Source organism: Bifidobacterium sp. UTCIF-38, from assembly GCF_006454495.1.
Classification (GTDB): domain Bacteria; phylum Actinomycetota; class Actinomycetes; order Actinomycetales; family Bifidobacteriaceae; genus Bifidobacterium; species Bifidobacterium callitrichos.
On the sequence record NZ_JFAL01000025.1, the window covers coordinates 17,005 to 38,999 of the forward strand.

Consider the following 21,995-nt stretch of genomic DNA (forward strand, 5'->3'; position numbering starts at 1 on the left):
ACAAGACTTGCCGGACCGATCGAGGGCCGGCGCAAAAGAAGAGGAGACAACCATGACCAACAAGCACGTGGTGCGCGCCGCGATCGCCGGCGTGTGCGCGGCGGTGCTCGCCCTGTCGGGCTGCGGCGCCAGCAACAACACCGCCAACGGCACGGCGAACGGCCAGTCGACCGGCACCACCGGCGGCACGCTGAACATTCTGCTGTCCAGCACCGAGATGGACCTCGACCCGGCCAAGAGCCAGGGTCTGCCCATCACCACCAACGGCAACATCTTCCGCCGTCTGACCGCATGGAAGATCACGCAGGGCGGCGAGACCAAGGTCGTGCCGGACCTCGCCACCACCACCGGCGAGCCGAGCGACGACGGCAAGACCTGGACCTACACCCTCAAGGACGGCATCAAGTTCGACGACGGCACGCCGATCACGTCCAAGGACATCAAGTACGGTCTCGAGCGCTCCTTCGCCGACCCCCTGACCGGCGGGCTGAGCTACCACAAGACGCTGCTCGTGGGCGCGCAGGACTACCACGGTCCGTTCGACGGCAAGCATCTCGACTCCATCGAGACCCCGGACGACAAGACCATCGTCTTCCACCTGAACGCCCCGTTCGGCGACTGGCCGTGGGTGGCCTCGCTGGCCGCCTTCACCCCGGTGCCCGAAGGCAAGGGCCCGGCCTCCGGCTACGGCAAGACCCCGGTCGCCTCCGGCCCGTACAAGGTCGAGTCGAACGAGGCCGGCAAGCAGGCCGTGTACGTGCGCAACAAGTACTGGGACAAGAAGACCGACCCGGTGCGCACCGCCGGCCCCGACAAGATCGTGTTCAAGATGAGCCAGGACACCTCCGTGGCCGCCCAGTCGATCATGCAGGGCACCGGCGAGGGCAAGAACTCCTTCCTCTCCGGCTTCGTCCCGCCGGCGCAGCTCGCGCAGGCGCAGGCCAACCCCGCCTACCAGAAGCTGCTCGCCACCAGCGGTGACGGCGCCCTCGAATACCTCGCCATCAACACCAAGCGCGTGACGGACCTGAAGGTGCGCCAGGCCATCGAATACGCCGTCGACAAGAAGGCCTACCAGACCGCCTCCGGCGGCGAGATCGCCGGCAACTTCGCCACGACCCTCATCACCCCGGGCATCGCCGGCCGCGAGAAGTACGACCTGTACAAGGCCGACTCCACCGGTGACGTCGACAAGGCCAAGCAGCTGCTCAAGGAGGCCGGCCAGACCTCCCCGAAGCTCAAGCTCATCGCCACCTCCGATCAGGCCGAGACCGCCTCCTCCATCCAGACGAGCCTCAAGCGCGCCGGCATCACGGTGGACATCCAGACCCTGAACGACGACGTCTTCTCCGATGCGGAGACCAACAACGAGGGTGACTACGACCTCGTCATCGGCGGCTGGCAGCCGGACTTCCCGTCGCCGTACGCGAACATCTCCCCGCTGTTCGACTCCTCGCAGATCGGCAACGGCAACTACAACCTCGCCCGCTACTCCAACCCGGAGGTCGACGCCCTCATCAAGAAGGCCACCGAGACCATCGACCAGAGCGAGGCCGGCAAGATCTGGGCCGAGACCGACAAGAAGATCATGGCCGACGCCCCCGTCGTGCCGCTGATCTACTCGAAGAACACGTTCATCCACGGATCGAACGTCACCAACTTCGTGATCGGCAACTTCCCGGCATACCCGGACTACAACCAGGTCACGCTCGCCAGCGCGAACTGACCCGATATCCAAATCCCACGCCAATGACCAGTGAATGCGCCCCGCGAGCCCACCCGGGCACGGGGCGCACCCCATACTTTTCCCAAGTCTTCGTGATCTCATGACCAGCCAAGGAGCAGCAATGAGCGAGCCGCGCGCGATCGTCACCGTCGACGGACTGTCCGTCAGTTTCGACGAGCGGGAGGTGACCCACGGCGTGAGCCTGAAGCTCTACCCGGGGCGCATCACCGCGCTGGTCGGCGAATCAGGCTCCGGCAAGTCGGTGACGGCGATGGCGCTGCCCCGACTCGACCCGTCCGTGGCCAGCGTCAAGGGCCACGCGTTCCTCGACGAGGGCGGCGATGGTGATGATCATGACATCGACCTGCTGGCGGACGACGCGCCGCTACAGCGCATCCGCGGCGAATACATCGGCACCGTGTTCCAGGAGCCGTCCACCGCGTTCAACCCGGTGTTCACGCTGGGCATGCAGGTCGCCGAATCGCTCAAATACCATCAGCGGAACCTCAGTGCCGCCGAACGCAAGGCGAAGGTGCTCGAGCAGCTTCGCGAGGTCGGGCTTCAGGACGCCGAACGCGTCTGGTCGTCGTATCCGCACGAACTGTCCGGCGGACAGCTGCAGCGCGTGATGATCGCGATGGCGATCATCAACCGCCCCAAGGTGCTGATCGCCGACGAGCCGACCACCGCGCTCGACGTGACCACCCAGCAGGCCATTTTGAAGCTCATCTCCTCGCTCGCGGCCGAACTCGATCTCGCGGTGCTCCTGATCACGCACGACATGGGCGTCGTGTGGCAGGCCGCGCAGGACGTGTACGTCATGCACGACGGCGTGATCGTCGAACAGGGGAGCGTGGGCGAGGTCTTCCGCAACCCGAAGGACGACTACACGAGGATGCTGCTGGCGGCGGTGCCGAGGCTGCACGTCGAGGAATCAGCTGAGCCGGCAATCGCCACGGTGCGCGAGCCCGAGCCCGGCCAGCCGGAAAAGTCAGATGACGCCGGCGAGCGCGCCGCGTTGGGCGATGGCAGGGTCGCGGCGTCGATCGAGGGCGTGTCGGTGGCGTATCGCCCCGGCAAGTACGCGGTGGAGGACATTTCGTTCGATCTGGTGGCGGGGCGTACCCGCGCGCTGGTCGGCGAGTCCGGCGCGGGCAAGACCACGATCGCCAAGGTCATCTCCGGTCAGCTTTCCCCGACGCGCGGGCGCGTGCTCATCGACGGCGAGGATCTGGCCAGGGCGCATGGGCGTCGCAAGCGCGGGATCCTGTCCCATATGGGGTATGTGTTCCAGGACAGCGGTTCGGCGCTGAATCCGCGTAAGAGCGTCGCGTGGAGCATCAGCGAGCCGATGAGCGTGCAGGGCGGGTTCTCCCAGGCCGACAGGCGCAAGCGGGTGCTGGAGCTGCTGGATCAGGTGGAGCTGCCGGCCGATGTGGCCGATCGTTTCCCGCATCAGCTGTCGGGCGGTCAGCGTCAGCGCGTCGGCATCGCGCGTGCGCTGGCGCTGAGCCCGTCGCTGCTGATCGCCGACGAGCCGACGTCGTCGCTTGATGTGACGGTGCAGCGGCGCGTGCTGGATCTGCTGCACCGTCTGCAGGTCGAGGAGGGGTTCGCGTGTCTGTTCATCACGCATGATCTGGGCATCGTGCAGGAGGTGTCCGATGTGATCACCGTGCTGCGCAACGGGCATGTCGTCGAGTCCGGCGCGACCGATGAGGTGCTCAACTATCCACGTGCGCAGTACACGCGGACGCTGCTCGACGCCTCGCCGAAGATCGATCTGTGATCCGTGGATGATCCCCGGATCGATCACATTCCCGGGATCAGCCCGCCCGGCGGGTCGAGGGTGAGATAGCCCTCCTCGAGATCGATTTCGGGCACGATCTCGTCGACGAACGGCACGAGCGCGGTCTTCTCGACCACCGGCGTGCCGTCCTTGGCGGTGCCGACCGTCACCGGTTCGGCAAGGCGGATCTTGAGCAGGGACTGGGCGGGGGAGTCGATCACGTCGACGACCTTGCCCACCACATGCCCGCCCTCGACGCCGAGCGCGTTCTCCTCGTCCATGCGGGCCTCGAGGCCGATGAGATCCTTCGGATACCATTCGTCGGCTTCGAGCATGTCGTCCGGATCGTCGGCCTCGCCGTACAGCATGGTGCCGTTGAGTGCCTCGGAGGCGTTGCGGTCGTCGCAGCCCTCGAGCTTGATGATCCATCGGTTCTTGAACGTGCGAGAGGATTCGACGGTGTACTCCGTCTCGCCGTCCTCGGAATACAGCACCGACCCGGGTTCGAAGCGCCATTCCGGTTCGTCGGTGAAGATCTGTACGGTGACCTCGCCCTTCATGCCCTGGGCTCGGCCGATACGACAGACCCTCAGCAGCTCGGGCTGCTGAGGGTCGTCCTGCATAGTGTGCTGATCAGTCATGCTTGGCAGTGTAGCCTATGGCCGTCACCGCCGTCACATCCGATCAGCGTGGCTGTCATCCCGCGTGGGTCAGCGGCGCACATCCATGATGTCGACGCGCACCTTGTGGTCGGACAGGGCCTGCACCACCGTGCGGATCGCGTTGGCCGTGCGGCCGGAGCGACCGATGACGCGGCCGATGTCCTCCGGGTTCACGCGCACGCGAAGCAGTTCGCCGCGCGCGTTCTCGTGGGACTTGACGGACACGTCATCCGGGAAATCGACGATGTTCTTGATGAGATGTTCCACTGCCTGTGCGAGCATGACCAGCCTTCCTTATGCGTTATGCCTGTTGGGGCAAGCTCACTCGGCGTCGGCCGGAGCGGCTTCCTCGGCCGGGGCCTCCTCGGCGGCGGCAGCGGCCTCAGCCTCAGCCTTGGCCTTCGCCTCGGCTTCGGACTTGGCGGCCTTGAGCTTCTGCGCCTCGGCCTCGACGGCCTCGATGCGGGCGGCGGCATCCGGGCCAGCCTCGACGGTCTTCAGGGTGCCTTCGGCGCCTTCGAGACCCTTGAACTTCTGCCAGTCACCGGTGATGTTCAGCAGCTTGTAGACCTGCTCGGTCGGCTGGGCGCCGACACCCAGCCAGTACTGGGCGCGCTCGGAGTCGATCTTGATGGTCGACGGCTGGGTGTTCGGATCGTACGTACCGATCTCCTCGATGGCGCGGCCATCGCGCTTGGTACGGGAATCCATGACGACCACGCGGTAGTACGCGTAGAACTTCTTACCCATGCGCTTGAGACGAATCTTGGTTGCCAAAACGGCTCTCCTTGTAAATGTTGGTTTGTGGAATCGGTTCGCTTTGTGGGGCGCAGCTCGCCGAGCCCACGTGTTCCTCGCGGCACGGGGTGTAGAGGGCGCCACGCACGCGCGAATAACTGAGCCATTGTAACGTCGCGTCGCGACTGCGCGACACGCTGGTCAGGCCAGCGTGATCGTCCCCGTCAGCGCCAGATGATCGGTGTTCCTGACGTGGACCGGTGCGACGTTCGAGAACGTGACGCCCGGCGTGGCGAGGATGTGGTCGAGCTCGATGCGAGGCCAGGGCAGCCAGCTCGGGAACGTCAGGCACGGCCCGGTGCCCTGCATCAGGCTCGCGTCGCGGAACCGGCCGCCCGTCCGCCCGCGCCCGCCGAGCAGCGCGCGGAAGCTCGGGTGGTCGGTCGAGGAGTTGAGGTCGCCCATGACGACCGCGATGTTGCGGTCGCCGATGTGCTTCGCCTCGGCGATCGCGCCAAGGCCGCGGATACCGGCCGACCAGTCGTGGCAGCCGCGCATCGGGGACTTCGGATGGGCCGAGGCGATCGTCGCCGTGCGATCGCCGGCCAGACGCAGCGTGATCGCCGGCACGTCGGCCGCGGGGATCGCGACGACGTTCGCCACGGCCGCGGCGGGCTCGAGCGCCGAGAACAGCATGTTGTATCCGCCGTTGTCGCTGCTCTCCTTCGGCTCGCCCGACTGTCGGTAGGGAAGCAGGCTCTGGATGCCGGCCGTCTCGAGGCGTGCGACGAGATCGTCGTTCACCTCCTGCAGGGCGAGCACGTCGATATGGCGATCGCGCACCTCGGCGACGATCCGCTCCGCGTCGGCACGCCCGTACCGGCAGTTGAGCGTCATCAGGTTGAGCCGGGACGGGAGTGTTTCACGAGACGTTTCACGGGTTGTTTCACGCGACGTGCCGGCGGCTGTGGGACCGCCCTTACCACCCCGCGGATTGAGGCTCTTCGACCAGTACTCGCTGCGACGCGTCGTCGAGGCGAGCGCCACCGCGATCAGCATGCACATCACGCCCCACTCGTGCGCCACTGCGGCGACGAGTGCCGCGGCGCCGAGCGGCACCCATAGGAACGGGATCAGCGCGATCATGTACGGCAACGGCATCCACGCCTCCAGACCGGCCGGCAGGTTCGCGATCGCCACCCATATCGCGCCGATCAGCATCACCGCATACAACACCGTCACCAGCATGGTTCACCCCTTCCCGAATCAGTGGAGCAGACCCGCCAATCCGCCTCCGAAGTTCGGGGGCAGTTCGCCGCCGTTGGCGTCGAGCGCCTCCTGGATCCCCGCGGGCAGGGCCGGGTTCTGCGGCTTCTTCGCGAACGCCGAGCCGCCGGACGCGCCGGACTTCTTGCCGGCGAGCTTGTCGCGCAACGCCTTCTCCTCGGCCTCGCGCTTCATCGGGTTGCCGGACTTGCCCTTGCGCTTGTTCTTGCCCTTGCCCTTCTTGCCGCCGCCCATGGCCGGACCGCCGAAGCCGGGCATGCCGCCGCCGACGCGGTTGGACATGCGCTTCATCATCTTCGCGGCCTGCTCGAAACGCTGCAGCAGCGCGTTGACCTGCGAGACGGTCGTACCCGAACCGTAGGCGATGCGCGCGCGGCGGGAGCCGTCGATGATCTTCGGATCGCGACGCTCGGCCGGCGTCATCGAACGGATGATCGCCTCCGTGCGGTCGATCTCGCGCTCGTCGAACTGCTCCAGCTCCTTGCGATGCGCGGCCATGCCCGGGATCATGCCGAGCAGCGACTTCATCGAACCGAGCTTGCGCACCTGCTGAAGCTGGTCGAGGAAGTCGTCCAGGCCGAACGAGCCGTCGGAGATCTTCGTGGCGGCCTTACGGGCCTCCTCCTCGTCGAACTGCTTCTGCGCCTGCTCGATCAGGGTCATGATGTCGCCCATGTCGAGGATGCGCGAGGCCATACGATCCGGGTGGAAGACCTCGAAGTCCTTGAATCCCTCGCCGGTGGAGGCGAACAGGATCGGCTTGCCGGTCACGGAAGCCACCGACAGGGCCGCGCCGCCTCGCGCATCGCCATCGAGCTTGGAGAGCACCACGCCGGTGAAGTCCACGCCCTCATCGAACGCCTTCGCGGTCTTGACCGCATCCTGACCGATCATCGCGTCGATGACGAACAGGATCTCGTTGGGCTGCACGGCGTCGCGGATGTCGCGCGCCTGCTTCATCAGCTCCTCGTCGACGCCCAGACGGCCGGCGGTATCGATGATCACCGTGTCGTACAGCTTCTGCCTGGCGAACGCGATCGAATCGCGCGCCACCTTCACCGGATCTCCGGTCGTCAGTCCCGGAGCGGACACCTCGTCGCCGCCGTCCGACTGCACGCCCTTCTCCGGGGCGTACACCGGCACGCCGGCGCGCTCGCCGACCACCTGCAGCTGCGTCACGGCGTTCGGACGCTGCAGATCGGCCGCGACCAGCAGCGGCGTGTGGCCGGAATCCTTCAGCCAGTAGCCGAGCTTGCCGGCCAGCGTGGTCTTGCCGGCGCCCTGAAGACCCGCGAGCATGATGATCGTCGGCGGGTTCTTCGCGAAGTTCAGCGGGCGGTCGACGCCGGCGCCGAGCACATCGGTCAGCTCCTCGTCGACGATCTTGACGACCTGCTGCGCCGGGTTGAGCGCCTGCGATACCTCGGTGCCGAGGGCGCGTTCGCGCACGCGTGCGGTGAAGGAGCGCACCACCTCGAGCGCCACATCGGCGTCGAGCAGTGCGCGGCGGATCTCGCGGATCGTGCCGTCGATGTCCGTTTCGGAAAGCTTGCCCTTGCTCTTCAGATGCTTGAACGCATTCGAGAGCTTGTCAGTCAAAGAACTAAATGCTGCCATAATGGGTTCAGTCTAGCCGCCACGCGGGAAAACCGGCGGCGGTCGGACGCCGGGCTCGGGCGTGGCCGGGGCCGATGCGGACTCAGCCCGGAGCATAGCCGCATCGGGGGTATCCGGTATCATAGAGGGGCAATAAAAATCCGTGGAATGTGATCACGGCGGCCATGACGGCCGTGTTTTGACAATTTCCTGGACACCACCGAGCTGACTGCTGTGAGCCACTCCCGCCGGTGCGAATACCGAGAAGGGCAAGGGCCAACGCGGACAGCCAAGCACCGGAAGGCCCATCAATGAGCAGTACCCCCAATCAGAATCACCCGCAGAACCACACCACGAACAAGAATCACAAGGCCATCGAACGCCGCGCGCTCACCGTCGGCATCGTCGTCAACATCGCGCAGGTCGCGGCCGGCATGGTTGTCTTCTTCATGACCGGCCTCAAGGCCATGTTCCTCGACTTCTCCTTCACCGCGATCTCCGTGCTCTCGGGGCTCATCGCGGTCTACCTGTCGCGCCGCACCGTGCGCACCACCGAACGCTTCCCCAACGGCATGTTCGCGCTCGAGCCGATCTACGCGATCGCCAAGGCCATCCTCACGCTCTCGCTGCTCCTCTACTCCCTGCTCGACGTCATCCAGGTCGCCTACAACTACTTCGCGCTCGGACAGGGCGAGCCGATCGTCACCGGGCCGGTCGTCATCTACGAGCTCTTCGCCGTGGCGGCCTGCTTCTGCCTGTGCCTCTACTATCGCTCCCGCAACCGTTCGATCCGCGATTCCAGCACGATGCTGAACGCCGAGGCCAACAGCTCCTTCGTCGATGGCGTGATGTCGGCCGGCGTCGGCGCCGTGGCGGTGATCCTCATGATCCTGCCCGCGGGCGGTCCGCTCGGGTTCCTGCACTACACCGGCGACTTCTTCATCACCGTGGCGCTGGTCATCGCGACGATCAAGGAGCCGTTCGGCGTGCTGAAGGAGGCGTTCGTCGAGCTGGTCGGCGGCGTCCATGACGACGACGAGACGAACGCGTACGTCGAATCGGTGGCTCAGCGGCATCTGCCGGCGAACACCGAATACGACAAGACCCTGATCTTCAAGACCGGCATGAACTACACGGTCGACGTGTACCTCGCCGGCACCGGCGACACGATCGACGTGGCCGATCTCGTCGAGTGCAAGCGGTCGCTCGAGCGCGAGCTCAAGCGCCGCCTGCACATCGTCGACGTCGACTTCGTCTTCGACTGATCGCCTACTTGAGGGACCAGGTCGAGCCCTGCGGACCGTCCTCGATGGCGATGCCGGCCTCGGCCAGCGCGTCGCGGATCGCATCGGCCCTGGCGAAGTCGCGCTCCTTGCGGGCGGCGGCTCGGGCGGCCAGCTGCTCGCCGATCAGCGCCTCCAGGGCCTTGTGCTCCGGCGTCTCGTCCTCGCCGGCGCCGGCCGCTCCGGCCGCGCCCTGCGTCACCCACGGCTCGGCCAGCGGGTCGAGGCCCAGCGTGTCGAGCATCGCGCGCACCGAGACCAGCGCCGCGCACACCTCGGCTCTGGCCTCGGGCGAGTCGGCGTGGTCGGTGAGCTTGGAAAGCAGCGTGTTGCCGGAGCGGATCGCGGAGAAGATCGCCGCGGTCGCACCGGACACGTTCACGTCGTCGTTCATCGCGGACGTGAAGTCGGCCGGCAGCTGATCGGCGGCAACGCCCGCGATCTCCTCGCGCGTGGGCTGTCCACCCAGCGCGACGCCGGCACGCTCGATGAAGTTCGCGATGCGCTCATAGGCCGCCTCGGCCTCGACGAGCGCCTGATCGGACCACTCGAGCATCGAACGGTACTGCACGCCGCCCAGCGCGTAGCGCACCACCCAGGCGGAGTGCTCGGCCAGCACGCTCGGCACGGACAGGCCGGTGCCCAGCGACTTCGACATCTTCTCGCCCTTGGCGGTGACCCATGCCGAATGCATCCAGCGCGCGGCCGAGTCGTAGCCGGCGGCGCGGGTCTGCGCCATCTCGTTCTCGTGGTGCGGGAAGCGCAGGTCGAGGCCGCCGCCGTGGATGTCGAACCCGTCCTTCAGGTACCGGTGGCTCATCGCCGAGCATTCGATGTGCCAGCCCGGGCGGCCCACGCCGAATGGCGTGTTCCAGCGCGCGTCCAGCGGATCGGTGTCCTTCGGCGCCTTCCACAATGCGAAATCGCGCGGATCGTGCTTGTCGGGGGAGGCGTCGGCCGGGTCGACCGGATTGTACTTGTCGTCGCCCGCGGCGTCGACGGACGGGCCCATGCGGTCGGCGACGGCAGCCGCCTCGTCCACCTGCGCGGCGCCCGTCTGCTTCTGATGCGTGAGCTCGCCGTAGTGCGGCCAGGAGGCGACGTCGAAGTACACGTTGCCGGTCGGCTTGCCGTTCTCGTCGGTGACGACGTAGCCGTGGCCGTTGTCGATGATGCGCTGGATCAGGTCGATCATGTCGGACATGTGGCCGGTCGCGCGCGGCTCGACCGTCGGCGGCAGCACGCCCAGCGTCTCATAGGCGCGCGTGAACTCGCGCTCGTAGTAGTATGCGCGCGCCCACCACTGCTGGCCAGCGGCGGCGGCCTTGTCGAGGATCTTGTCGTCGATGTCGGTGACGTTCCTCACGAACGTGACCTTGTAGCCGAGCTTCAAAAACCAGCGGCGGATGATGTCGAACGCGACGGCCGCGCGGATGTGGCCGATGTGCGGCGACGACTGCACGGTGGCGCCGCACACGTAGATGCCCACCTCGCCGGGCTTGATCGGCGTGAACACGCTCGTCGTATGCGAGGCGGTGTCATAGAGCTTGAGCCCTGCGGCGAGCGGGGAGACCTTCGCCTCCGTAAGCGCGCTCGGCAATACGGTCGACAACGCGGAAGTATTGAAATCATGCGGTTCTTGACTATTTCCCATACGTCAAGAGTACACCCGTGACGCGTGCGAACGCCGTTTACGTAGCTCGTGCCACAATAGATGGCATGACTCCGCAAGTGCTTGTGCTCCAACACGTGCCCTGGGAGAAGCCCGGGCGCATCCTCACCAATCTCGAGGACCTCGGTCTCGACTATCAGATCCTCAACATCATCGACGAGAAGAAGCCCGACCTGCCCGAATTCGACGAGGTTGCGGGCGTGGTCATCATGGGCGGCCCGATGGGCGCCGCTGACTATGACAAACACCCCGGGCTCAAGGCCGAGGCCAAGCTCGCCCGCGCCGCCATCGCCGTGAACAAGCCGGTGCTCGGCGTGTGTCTCGGCCATCAGATCATCGCCACCGCGCTCGGCGCGAAGCTGCACCACGGGGAGGCGCCGGAGATCGGCTTCGGGCCGATCAAGCGCGTCGACACGCATGACTACTTCTCCATGTGGGACAAGCAGATCGACGTGCTCCACTGGCACAACGACGTGGTGGGTCTGCCGGAGGGCGCGCAGCTGCTCGCCAGGTCGAACGCCACCAAGGTGCAGGCGTACCGCGCCGGATCCGCGCTGGGACTCCAGTTCCACCTCGAGGTCACCGCATCCCTGCTCGAGGAGTGGCTCGCCGAGCCGAGCATGGTCAAGGACCTCAAGGCCGCCGGCGGCTCCAAATCGCAGCTGCGCGAGGACTTCGAACGCTGCAACCCGCTGCTCGAGCCGTTCGCCGAACAGGTGTTCTCCGGCTTCGCCGTGCGCTGCCGCAACTACGCGCAGGGCCTCGCCAAGGCCGAGGAGGAAAGACGTCCCAAGGACCCGGTCATCTCCTGAAACGGCCGGGAACGTCTGCCGCGGCCCCTGTTGCGGCCTCAGGCTACATTGGTGAGTCATGCCGACTTACGATATTGGACTGGAACACGTTTCGCTCGCCTTCGCCACCAAGACCATCTTCACCGATGTGACGCAGGGCGTCTTCGAAGGCGATCGCATCGGCATCGTCGGCCGCAACGGCGACGGCAAATCCACGCTGCTGCACCTGTTCCGCGGCACGCAGGAACCCGACTCCGGCCGCGTGACCAAGCGCGGCGGCCTCACCTTCGGCATGCTCGACCAGCGCGATCCGCTCGATGACGACGCCACGATCCGCGAAGCCGCGCTCGAAGGCCGCGCCGACTACGAATGGGCGTCCGACAACTCCTCGCGCGAGATCGTCGAGGCGCTCCTCGGCGGCATGAGCCTCGACGCGAAGATCGGATCACTCTCCGGCGGCCAGCGTCGCCGCGCCGACCTCGCCCGACTGCTCCTCAAGGACTGGGACATCCTCGCTCTCGACGAGCCCACCAACCACCTTGACGTCGTCACCATCCACTGGCTCGCCGAACACCTGAAGAACCGCTGGTCCAAGGGACAGGGCGCGCTGCTGCTCGTCACCCACGACCGCTGGTTCCTCGACGAGGTGTGCGAATCGATGTGGGAGGTCCACGACGGCGTCATCGAACCATTCGAGGGCGGCTACTCCGCCTACATGCTCCAGCGCGTCGAACGCGACCGTCAGGCCGACGTGCGCGAGACCAAGCGCCGCAACCTCGCCCGCAAGGAGCTCGCGTGGCTCTCTCGCGGCGCCCGAGCCCGATCCACCAAGCAGAAGTTCCACGTCAAGGCCGCCCGCGAGCTCATCGCAGACGTGCCTCCGATGCGCAACACGCTCGAACTGAAGCAGATGGCCACCTCCCGACTCGGCAAGCAGGTCGTCGACCTCGTCGACGTCACTCAGATCTTCGAGCACGCGCAGGGCACGGTATCGGCCGCCGACGCCATCGACCCGGATGTCGCCGCGCTCGCCGACTCCGCGTCGCGCGTGGATGTGGTCGACGCGATGTACGCCGAACCGCAGGTGCACGGTTCGGTCGAGGTGGCCGTTACCGACATGACTGACCCGCGTCTCGTCGACGCCGGCGTGCCCGAGGCGGTCGCGGCCGCCGAGGAGGCTCGCGCCAGGGTCGAGGCGGAAGGCGGGGCGTCGGCCTCGTCTGCGCTGTCGCTCAACGACGATCGCGAGGTGCGCCGCATGAACACCGGTGGCGAGACCATCGGCGGCGGCATCGAGACGGACGGGGCGGAGCCCACGTCCGCGGCGCGCAAGGTCACCGTGAGCGGGCGCGAGATCCTCGACGACGTGACCTGGCTGATCGGTCCGGGCGATCGTTTCGGCATCGTCGGTGCGAACGGCGCCGGCAAGTCGACGCTCCTGAAGCTCATCGACGGCACGATCACCCCCACCGCAGGCCATGTGAACATCGGCAAGACCGTGAAGTTCGCGGTGCTCTCGCAGCGCCTCGACGAGCTCGAGAAGCTCGGCAAGTACAAGATCAAGGAAGTGCTGTCGCGCTACAAGCCGAGTTACATCGTCGACGGCAAGGAGGTCACCCCGGGCCAGCTGATGGAGCGTCTCGGCTTCGAGTCCGCGCAGCTCATGACCCCGATCGCCGACCTGTCCGGCGGTCAGAAGCGTCGCATGCAGCTGCTGCTGATCCTGCTCGACGAGCCGAACGTGCTCATCATGGACGAGCCCGGCAATGATCTCGACACCGACATGCTCGCCGTGATGGAGGATCTGCTCGACACCTGGCCGGGCACGCTCATCGTCGTCTCCCACGACCGCTATCTGCTCGAGCGCGTCACCGACCAGCAGTTCGCGCTGATCGGCGGCAAGGTGCGCCATCTGCCCGGCGGCGTGCAGGACTACCTCGACATGGTCGAGGGGCTCAAGAACGGCAAGGGACTGCCTCCGGAGGTCGCGGGCATCGCGGGCACCGGGTCGGGTTCCGGTTCCGGTTCCGGGGCGAGGGGACGCGGGGATTCGGCGGGTGCCGCCGGTAGGAACGGTCAGGCGTCCGATGCGTCGTCTTCGGTTTCCGCCGCCGCTGCCGGCTCGTCCTCCGCTTCCGGTACCGGTGATTCCGGTGTTGCCAGTGATTCCGCGCCGAAGCTCACCGGCAAGGCGTTCCACGACGCCTCGAAGCGTGTCTCCGCAATCGAGCGCAAACTCGACAAGCTGGAGGAACAGAAGGCTGATCTCGAGGCGCAGATGGCCTCGCACGACCCGAGCGACTACGAGGGGCTCAACAAGCTCAACGAGCAGCTCAAGGCCGTCTCCGACGAGTCGGAGGAGCTCACCCTCGAATGGATGGACCTGTCCGAACAACTCGGCCGGTAGCCCTGCCTTCTTCTGTCTTCCCCCGATCTCGAGCTGTTCACACGGCCGTTCATGCGGATATAGGCCGCGTGTCGTATCCCATCGTGCGGTGAAATCCCCATGAAGCGGTGAGGCGATATTGCGGAATGGCGGAATACCGCCGTTTTGCATCACCGCGCGATGGGCGAAACACTACTTCATGGGACGTTTACCGCGCGATGAGTGGGATTGCATCGCGATGGAACGGTGATGTGGGGTGGTGACGTGGGCGGTCCGGTGGGATGAAGCGTTATTCCCGGTGATCCCCACGGGTTGATGACCGGGACACCGGTCCAACCGATACCGATAGGGGGCGTTCCCCACCTTTGTAGGTGAGGAACGCCCCCTATCGTGTGCCGGATGCCGGCGTCAGCGGCCGGTGATCTCCGAACCGATGACCTTCTCGGCCAGCGCCTTCGGGCCGCGGGTGACGGCGACGGCGCCGGAGCGCACCAGCTCGATCACGCCGTAGTGCTCCAAGAGGCCCAGCAGCGCGTCGATCTTGCCTTCGGCGCCGGTGGCCTCGATGGTGAGCGACTCCGGATTCACGTCGACGACGCGCACGCGGAACAGTCGCACGATCTCGAGCACGTCGGAACGGTTCGACTGATCGGCGGCCACCTTGATGAGCACGAGTTCGCGCTCGACGGTGGTGTTCGGGTCGAGTTCGACGATCTTCAGCACGTGCAGCAGCTTGTTGAGCTGCTTGATGATCTGCTCGAGCGGCACCGCCTCCACATCGGCGGTGACAGTCACGCGCGAGATGTCCGGACGCTCGGTGGGGGAGACGGACAGCGAGTTGATGTTGAACGCGCGGCGGGCGAACAGGCCCGCGATGCGCGCCAGCACGCCCGGGCGGTTCTCCACCAGCACGGACAGCGTATGACGCTCGGAGCCCGGCTTGGATGCGGGATAGTTGGCGGGCATATCAGTTCTCCTTTCCGTTCTCGGAGTTCTCGGAGTTCTCGGCATTCTCGGCGGCGGTTCCAGCCGTAGCCACTTCGTCGTCCTCGATCGGGCCGGTGCCGGTATCGCCCTTCAACGGGTGCAGACCGGGGCGGTACGTCACATCGTCGTTCGACTTGCCGGCGGCGACCATCGGCCAGACCATCGCGTCCTTCCAGACGCGGAAGTCGATGAGCACCGGACGGTCGTTGATCTCGTTCGCCTTGCGGATCGCCTCGACGGCCTCCTCCTCGGTGAACACGCGCATCGCCACGCAGCCGTACGCCTCGGCCAGCTTGACGAAGTCCGGCACCTCGAGCGGCAGCTCGCCGGCGGCGGCCTGCGCGTCGCCCTCGGCGCCGTGCGCCTCACCGTCGAGCAGGTTGGTCTGCGAGTAGTGGTGATCGTAGAACAGGGTCTGCCACTGGCGGACCATGCCGTACACGGAGTTGTTGAGCAGTGCGATCTTGACCGGCGTGTGCGCGAAGAACGCGGCCGCCAGCTCCTCGCTGGTCATCTGGAACGATCCGTCGCCATCAATGAGCCACACCGGCTTCTTGCCGTCGAACTCGCGCGCCGAACCCACGGACGCGCCGATCGCGGCCGGCAGACCGTAGCCCATCGTGCCGAGACCACCGGAGGAGATCCACTCGTGCGGGCCGTGGAAGTCGATGAACTGCGACGCCCACATCTGATGCTGTCCGACGCCGGTCACCCAGATCGTCGACGGATCGGCCAGCTCGGAGAGCTTCTTGACGACCCACTGCGGGGCCAGCGAGCCGTCGGTCGGCTCGTCCCACGTCATCGGGTACTTCGCGCGCCAGCCGTTGATGCGATCCCACCACGGCTTGCGGTTCGGCTTCGGGGTGATGGCCTGCGCGCGTTCGATCTCGGGGATGAGATCCTCGAGCACGGTGGCCACGTCGCCCACGATCGGCACGTCCGGCGTGCGGTTCTTGCCGATCTCGGCCGGATCGATGTCGATGTGGATCACGCGGGCACCCGGCGCGAACGCGTCGAGCTTGCCGGTGACGCGGTCGTCGAAGCGCGCGCCGATCGCGACGAGCAGGTCGCAGCGCTGCACGGCGCCGGTCGCGGCGATCGTACCGTGCATGCCCAGCATGCCGAGGTTCTTCGGATCGTCGTCCGGGACGATGCCGCGCGCCGGCAGCGTGGTGACGATCGGGGAGTCGGTCAGGTCGGCCAGGGCCTTGACCTGCTTGCTCGCGCCGGAGCGCATCGCGCCGCCGCCCACGTAGAGGACCGGGCGGTAGGACTGGTTGAACAGCTTGGCGGCGTCGGAGAGCACACGGCCGTGCGCCTTGGTCGTCGGATTGTAGCCGGGCAGGATCATGCGCTGCGGCCACGAGTAGTACATCTCGCCGGTCTGTGCGGTCTTCGTCAGGTCGACGACCACCGGGCCGGGGCGGCCGGTGGACGCGACGTGGAACGCCTCGGCCATGACGCGCGGGATGTCCTGCGCGCGGGTGACGAGGTACGAATGCTTGGAGACCGGGTAGGTCATGCCGACGATGTCGGCCTCCTGGAACGCGTCCGTGCCGATCGCCTGCACGCCGACCTGACCGGTGACGACGACCATCGGCACCGAATCCATGTTCGCGTCGGCGATGGCGGTGACCACGTTGGTGGCGCCCGGGCCGGAGGTCACGATGCACACGCCGACCTTGCCGGTGGAGATCGCGTAGCCTTCGGCCGCATGACCCGCGGCCTGCTCGTGACGCATCAGGATGAAACGGAACTTCAGATCGTCGGTGATCTGATGGTAGACGGGCAGGATCGCGCCTCCCGGGATGCCGAAGACGTCGGTGACGCCCAGATCCTCCAGCGAACGGACCAGCGCCTGGGCGCCGGTCATCTTCTCGCCGTCGACGATGGTCTGCTTGTCGCTTACGGGCGTTTTGGGCACGCCGCTGAATGCCTGCAAAGGCGTGGGTAAAGCCATAATCCTCTCACACTTCGCTTCTGTTGGTTCTCGCCGACCTGCCGCCGCCGGACGGCCGCGACTGGTGGTCGCGCCCTGCGGTCCTGTCGGCCTCGATTGCGACGAAGACCGGTTTCGTGGCCGGTTTCGCGCGTGTTTTCTCCAGTGTATTCGCGTACGTGACGTTTGCGCCATATGGCTCAATGGGCGGAATTCTATCTTGGCACCCTCTGACGGGACGTTGCCGTACGGCAAACGGCAGGGCTGTTTGCCGTACGGCAACGTCTACTCGTCGAGCTTGTGCCAGGCGGCCTCGGCGGCCGCGAGCTGCGCCTTGCGCTTGCTCGTGCCGCGTCCGACGCCGATGATCGTCTCATCGTCGCCGAGCGTGACACGGGCAATGAACTCCTGCGCGTACTCCGGGCCGGTGACGGCCATGTGGTAGACCGGCTCCTCCTTGCCCATCTTGTGCGCCTTGACGGTCAGCGAGGTCTTCCAGTCGAGCGCCGGGCCCTCGGTGGCGACCTCCTTCAGGGTGTCGTCGATCAGGCGATGGACGGTGTTGCGCGCGCCGTCGATGCCGTGTTCGACGAACGTCGCGCCGATGAGCGACTCGACGATGTCGCACAGGATCGAGCTCTTCTCGGCGCCGCCGTCCGCCGCCTCGCCGTGGCCGAGCAGGATGTACGGGCCGACGTGCAGCTTGTCACGGGCGATCGCGCTCAGTGCCTCCTCGGAGACGGCCTTGGCGCGCATCTTGGCCAGCTGGCCCTCGGTCATGTCCGGGTGGATGCGGTACAGGGTCTCGGTGGCGACGAGTTCGAGCACGGCGTCGCCGAGGAACTCGAGTCGCTCGTAGTGCTTGACGCCGGGGTGTTCGTGCGCGAAGGATCGATGGGTGAGCGCCTGGACGAGCAGCTCGGGGCTGATCGTCGTGTCGAGCTCCTTCAGGAGCGCTTCGGCGGCGGCGTTGGACGGGCCGGCGGTGCGCACGATGTGCGAGGCCTTCTCGTCGGTGGTGTTGGCTGCGGTGTTCTGCTGATTCTGCTGGGGATTGGTCATGATGGGTGATGTGGTCGGGGATAGTTACGCGAAAGCCCCGCCACCCGTCGATGGCAGGGCTTTCTTGCAGTTCATGCCGTGATCAGTTTCGGCGACTCACTTGGCGTGAGGGGCGCGGATGGCTTCACGGTAGATGCGGCCGCGGAAGGAACCGCAGCTCGGGCAGGCCACGTGCGGGAGAGCCGGAGCGCCGCAGTTCGGGCAGCTCACGGTGGCCGTAGCGGTCGCCTTCCAATTCGCGCGACGCGAGTGCGTGTTGGCGCGCGAGGTCTTGTACTTAGGCAGTGCCATTTTCAGTATCCTCTATTTCGTTCGAACATTTGAGCTTAAGCGTTCAGTACTCTAGCGCAATGCCCGTACAATGTCACTCCGAGCGGATCTCGGCGTTTCTTCGGCGGGTGATATCCCGGAATCCCGAATCGGGCCCCTGCGACTACTCCCTGCTGTTGCTGTTCTCTTCGGCCTCGAGCTGGGCCTTCAGAGCGGCGAGTCCGTCGAAGCGGCTGTCCGTGATCTCGTGGTGATGATCCGGATGCTCGTTCAGGTCGATGCCGCACTGCGAGCACAGTCCGAGGCAGTCCTCGCGGCACAGCGGCTGCAGCGGCAGCGCCTCGACGAGCGTGTCGCGCAGCAGTGCCTCGATGTCGGCGAACGCGCCGCCGTCGAGCAGCGGGTAGGAGTCCTCCGACTCCTCCTCGCCGGCGATGATCTCGACCTCGCCCTTCTTCTTGCCCTTGTCCTTGCCGGCGTTATTGGCCGCTTCGGACTCGTAGGGGAAGAACGCGGTGACGTTCACGCCCCAGTCGCGCTTGAGCGGCTTCAGGCAGCGGGTGCATTCGGCATGCACCGGGGCGGTGACGCGCGCGTTGAGGATCAGCCCGTCGACGATCGAGTCGAACGAGCCGTCCACATGCACCGGCGCACCCTCATCGACGCCGATCACCTCGTCGCCGATGCCGCCGGGAGCGGGGAAATCGGCATTCACCTCCTTGGACTGCCCGGCGCGGGAGGCGACCTGCGCCACCGAAATCGCCCACGGGGAAAGTTCAGGACGAGCCATAATATGCAAACCCTTTCTTATTGCCTTACTGCGCCTCAGGATAATCGTTGATGTCGAGATGCGGCAGGTCCTGTGCCGCGGCCTTGCGACGCTCGTAGAGCACGTTGAGGCCCGCGTCCACATCGCCGCCCATCTTGTTGAGCTGCGCGCGCAGCGTCTCCATGACCTTCGTCGAATACTCGTCCGCGCCATGCGTGAGATGATCGGCCTTCGCCTGCGCCGTGTTGAGGATCGTGCGCGCCTTCTGACGCGCCAGTTCGGTGACGTTCTCCTGACCGGCGAGGAACTGCGCCTGCTCGTTGGCCTCCTTGACGATGTCGGCGGCACGGCTCTGCGCGGACGCGACGATCGCGTTCGCCTGCGTCTGCGCGCCCTCCAGCCGACGCTCGGCCTCGCGCATCAGCGCGGAGGCGCGTTCGAGCTGCACCGGGAGCATCTTCTTGAGCTCGTTCAGGTTGTCGGAGAAGTCGTCGCGATCGATGCGCACCTGACCGGGGGAGAAGATGCTGCCCTTCGCCTCGTTCAGCGCAGACTCGAGTCGGTCGATGATGTCGTAGACCGTCGTGAACTCCTCACGACTCTGATCCATATCGTCATCGACGTCGTCGTCGCGCAGATCCGGCAGCGGGAACGGGGACTTGAGCACGCGGGAATCGTCGCCTGCCTTGGCGTCGGCGTCCGCGCCACCGTTCGCGCCCGCGCTGGGAGTCGTCGGGCTTGGGGTCGTCGCCGGCATCGTCGCGGACAGGGACGGCGCGGTCTGGGTCGCGGACTGCGGTGCGGGGGAGACGCCGGCCGCAGCCGCACGCACGCTGTCGACCGTGTCATCGCTGGCGGCTTCGGGCGCGCCCGCGATGTCGGTGAAATCGACCGCCGGCGCGACGTAGCCGTTGCCGGCGGCCGTACCGGTCTGAGCCGCGTCCGCCGCGTTCGCGCCGTCCGCCGTCCCCGCGGTCAGATCGACGTAGCCCTCCGGGTGCTCGCCCGGCTTCGAATAATCGGTGATATCGCTCATCATGCGTTCCTTTCCGTGGACTGCGCGTCCGTCGACGGCGCGGGCGAAATCTGCCCACGCAACGCCTCGTTCAGCATCGGCACCACGCAGTCGGGCACCATGCCGGTCACGTCGCCGCCGTGACGGGCCACGTCCTTGACGATCGAGCTGGAGATGTGCTCGAGCACCGGATCGGCGGGCAGGAACAGCGTCTCCACGCCGCCCAGCTTGCGGTTGACGAGCGCCATGCCGAGCTCGGCCTCATAGTCGCCGTTCTGACGCAGGCCCTTGACGATGACCGACGCACCGACCTTGTTGCAGTAATCGGTGATCAGCCCGTCGGTGGAGGAGACCACAACGTTCGTGCAGCCATCCTTGGCAAGGGCGCGACGGATCACGTCTACACGGGTCTCGGTGGGGAACATCGGCGTCTTGGCGGCGTTCACCGCCACCACCACATGCACTTCGTCGAAGAAGCGCGCACTGCGTTCGATAACGTCAAGATGTCCGGCGGTCACGGGGTCATAGGAGCCGGGGCACACTGCTTTGGTCATAGGCACTAGACTACCGCGCCCATGCGCGTGATGCGGTGATGTGCGCCGGCGCCACGGCGATTCGTCGCCGTCCGTCGCCGCCGTTACCTCAATCGTTTGCGCGAACACTATGATGGAAGGCAGAACATGCCCTACAAGGAGGTCGTCATGATGATCAACAACGCGCTCGCCGATGCATATCTCGACGAATATCTCGACGCCGACACGTCCTCGCCGCTGTCCAACCCGGATGCCGAGACCGGCACCGCGGTGCTCGAACGCCCCGAGACCAAGGAGGAGAACAAGCGCGCCGACGACGGCGACGCCGACCGTTTCGCCCACTACGTCTCGCGCGATCGCATCGCCGAGTCGCAGGCGACGGGCCGTCCGGTCGTCGCCCTGTGCGGCAAGGTCTGGGTCCCCAAGCACGACCCGTCCAAGTACCCCGTCTGCCCCGACTGCAAGCGCATCTACGACGAAATGCGCGGCTGGTGATGCGAGACTGACGCCGGCATCGGTATGACGGCTGCGCGTATTGCACGTGATCGCATACCGATGCCGCATCGCAGCGTCTGAGCGCGATGTCTTACTTCGGCCGACTTCGGCGTCGGCTTTGTGGAAGGGCTCTGGGTGCCACTGCTCATACTCACCTGTCCACATTGCTATCGCCTGACGAATCGTTTGCGCTCCGAGTTTATGTCGAGCTCGGTTGAGATACGTTGCAGCGGTGGCGTGGCTAACGTGCATGCTATTTGCGACATCCGCGACGGATGATCCTTGGCTGAGCAGGACCATCACCTCCTCTTCGCGGTCCGATAAAGGAGTGAAGTTCTGGCTCCTGTCGTGCTTCAGACGCATATAGGCATTGCGGGAAGAGTCGAACCCCTTGGGGTATACGCCGCCCCCCAGCACGGTCCTTGCTGCGTCGACGATCTGCGATTCCTCGCTTTTCGTCACGATACCTTGCGCACCGGCTTCCTTGAGGCGTGGGGAGTAGCGATCCAACGGGAAGGCGGTGACTCCCAGCATCAGCACCGCGGGAGTGCGCCTTCGGATCTGTCGGCACACATCCACCCCAGACATGCCGTCGAGGGACATGTCCATCAGCAGCAGACGGGGCATGGTGTCGGGATTCAGGCAGAGTCGCACGGCGTCGCGACCGTTCTGTGCTCGCCAAGCCACGGTCCCGAGGCGATTTCGTTCGATGATCCGGCATAGGCCATCCAACGCGATCGCATCATTGTCCAGCACCGCGATCGGCGCAACGGAGGCCGATGCTGGTGCGTTGCTCGAGTGCTGCATGCTGCCTACCTTCATATGTCTTCATCCAGCATATCCATGGCTCCTCGCATTTGCTTCATGGCGAATATCGAAGTGCTTGGGCCAGTTGCATACTGTATACATGATGAGTGTTTGATGAACGGATTCGTGTAGTCACGGCGATGACGCATGCCGTTGCCGTTCGATGGTCCATGCCGTAATGTGACGAC

The 21,995-nt window shown here is 66.0% G+C and carries 18 protein-coding genes and 3 pseudogenes; 7 read left to right on the plus strand and 14 right to left on the minus strand.

Annotated features, from left to right (window positions below; all coding sequences use genetic code 11):
- Positions 1-52: 52 nt before the first annotated feature.
- Positions 53-1,726 (plus strand): ABC transporter substrate-binding protein, encoded by a 1,674-nt coding sequence (locus BW11_RS09245; protein WP_140445456.1) that lies wholly within the window; start codon positions 53-55, stop codon positions 1,724-1,726.
- Positions 1,727-1,847: 121 nt separating this feature from the next.
- On the plus strand, positions 1,848-3,515 hold the full coding sequence (locus tag BW11_RS09250) for an ABC transporter ATP-binding protein (RefSeq protein WP_140445455.1): 1,668 nt from the start codon (positions 1,848-1,850) through the stop codon (positions 3,513-3,515).
- 23 nt (positions 3,516-3,538) lie between these two features.
- On the opposite strand, the gene rimM is transcribed toward BW11_RS09250, so the two are convergent.
- The 5 genes from rimM to ffh form a co-directional block, all read right to left on the minus strand.
- Positions 3,539-4,156 carry a ribosome maturation factor RimM gene (rimM, locus tag BW11_RS09255; RefSeq protein WP_043166916.1) on the minus strand — a complete coding sequence of 206 codons (618 nt, stop codon included), beginning with the start codon at positions 4,154-4,156 and terminating at the stop codon, positions 3,539-3,541.
- Between the two features lie 69 nt (positions 4,157-4,225).
- Positions 4,226-4,459 carry an RNA-binding protein gene (locus BW11_RS09260; RefSeq protein ID WP_003828241.1) on the minus strand — a complete coding sequence of 78 codons (234 nt, stop codon included), beginning with the start codon at positions 4,457-4,459 and terminating at the stop codon, positions 4,226-4,228.
- A gap of 39 nt (positions 4,460-4,498) precedes the next feature.
- Positions 4,499-4,954, minus strand: coding sequence for a 30S ribosomal protein S16 (gene rpsP, locus BW11_RS09265; RefSeq protein WP_043166919.1), 456 nt, complete (start codon positions 4,952-4,954; stop codon positions 4,499-4,501).
- A 162-nt stretch (positions 4,955-5,116) separates the two neighbouring features.
- A complete protein-coding gene (locus tag BW11_RS09270) occupies positions 5,117-6,160 on the minus strand; it encodes an endonuclease/exonuclease/phosphatase family protein (protein WP_140445474.1) in 1,044 nt (347 codons plus the stop codon).
- Between the two features lie 21 nt (positions 6,161-6,181).
- A complete protein-coding gene (gene ffh / locus BW11_RS09275) occupies positions 6,182-7,819 on the minus strand; it encodes a signal recognition particle protein (protein ID WP_043166921.1) in 1,638 nt (545 codons plus the stop codon).
- 290 nt (positions 7,820-8,109) lie between these two features.
- On the opposite strand from ffh, the gene BW11_RS09280 reads away from it, so the two are divergent.
- Positions 8,110-9,063, plus strand: a complete 954-nt coding sequence (locus BW11_RS09280; RefSeq protein ID WP_140445454.1) for a cation transporter — start codon at positions 8,110-8,112, stop codon at positions 9,061-9,063.
- Between the two features lie 4 nt (positions 9,064-9,067).
- On the opposite strand, the gene cysS is transcribed toward BW11_RS09280, so the two are convergent.
- A complete protein-coding gene (gene cysS / locus BW11_RS09285; protein WP_140445453.1) occupies positions 9,068-10,735 on the minus strand; it encodes a cysteine--tRNA ligase in 1,668 nt (555 codons plus the stop codon).
- A gap of 65 nt (positions 10,736-10,800) precedes the next feature.
- On the opposite strand from cysS, the gene BW11_RS09290 reads away from it, so the two are divergent.
- The 3 genes and pseudogenes from BW11_RS09290 to BW11_RS12070 form a co-directional block, all read left to right on the plus strand.
- The gene (locus BW11_RS09290) at positions 10,801-11,565 is read left to right on the plus strand and encodes a type 1 glutamine amidotransferase (protein ID WP_140445452.1); all 765 of its coding nucleotides are present in this window, start codon (positions 10,801-10,803) and stop codon (positions 11,563-11,565) included.
- 58 nt (positions 11,566-11,623) lie between these two features.
- Positions 11,624-12,019 (plus strand): annotated as a pseudogene (locus BW11_RS12065) (ATP-binding cassette domain-containing protein); the annotation flags it as partial.
- An 837-nt stretch (positions 12,020-12,856) separates the two neighbouring features.
- Positions 12,857-13,951, plus strand: a pseudogene (locus tag BW11_RS12070) (ATP-binding cassette domain-containing protein); the annotation flags it as partial.
- A 387-nt stretch (positions 13,952-14,338) separates the two neighbouring features.
- On the opposite strand, the gene ilvN reads toward BW11_RS12070, so the two are convergent.
- The 7 genes from ilvN to coaD all read right to left on the minus strand — a co-directional run bounded on the left by ilvN (position 14,339) and on the right by coaD (position 20,526).
- Complete coding sequence (gene ilvN / locus BW11_RS09300; RefSeq protein ID WP_043166926.1) at positions 14,339-14,896, minus strand: acetolactate synthase small subunit; 558 nt, start codon at positions 14,894-14,896, stop codon at positions 14,339-14,341.
- Between the two features lies 1 nt (position 14,897).
- Complete coding sequence (locus tag BW11_RS09305) at positions 14,898-16,877, minus strand: acetolactate synthase large subunit (protein WP_140445450.1); 1,980 nt, start codon at positions 16,875-16,877, stop codon at positions 14,898-14,900.
- A gap of 264 nt (positions 16,878-17,141) precedes the next feature.
- The gene (gene rnc / locus BW11_RS09310) at positions 17,142-17,918 is read right to left on the minus strand and encodes a ribonuclease III (protein WP_140445449.1); all 777 of its coding nucleotides are present in this window, start codon (positions 17,916-17,918) and stop codon (positions 17,142-17,144) included.
- 96 nt (positions 17,919-18,014) lie between these two features.
- Entirely contained in the window at positions 18,015-18,209 is a 195-nt protein-coding gene (rpmF, locus tag BW11_RS09315) for a 50S ribosomal protein L32 (protein ID WP_081887263.1), read from the minus strand.
- Positions 18,210-18,351: 142 nt separating this feature from the next.
- Complete coding sequence (locus BW11_RS09320; protein ID WP_140445448.1) at positions 18,352-18,978, minus strand: DUF177 domain-containing protein; 627 nt, start codon at positions 18,976-18,978, stop codon at positions 18,352-18,354.
- Between the two features lie 25 nt (positions 18,979-19,003).
- Positions 19,004-19,993 (minus strand): cell division protein, encoded by a 990-nt coding sequence (locus tag BW11_RS09325; RefSeq protein ID WP_258184638.1) that lies wholly within the window; start codon positions 19,991-19,993, stop codon positions 19,004-19,006.
- Positions 19,993-20,526: a pantetheine-phosphate adenylyltransferase gene (coaD, locus tag BW11_RS09330; protein ID WP_140445472.1), complete on the minus strand. Its 534-nt coding sequence runs from the start codon at positions 20,524-20,526 to the stop codon at positions 19,993-19,995. The genes BW11_RS09325 and coaD overlap by 1 nt, the downstream gene beginning before the upstream one ends.
- Before the next feature lie 150 nt (positions 20,527-20,676).
- Between coaD and BW11_RS09335 the strand changes: the two genes are divergently transcribed.
- Entirely contained in the window at positions 20,677-21,000 is a 324-nt protein-coding gene (locus BW11_RS09335) for a DUF3039 domain-containing protein (protein ID WP_140445471.1), read from the plus strand.
- A 174-nt stretch (positions 21,001-21,174) separates the two neighbouring features.
- Here the strand turns inward: BW11_RS09335 and BW11_RS12075 are convergent.
- Positions 21,175-21,822 (minus strand): annotated as a pseudogene (locus tag BW11_RS12075) (response regulator); the annotation flags it as partial.
- Positions 21,823-21,995: the final 173 nt, after the last annotated feature.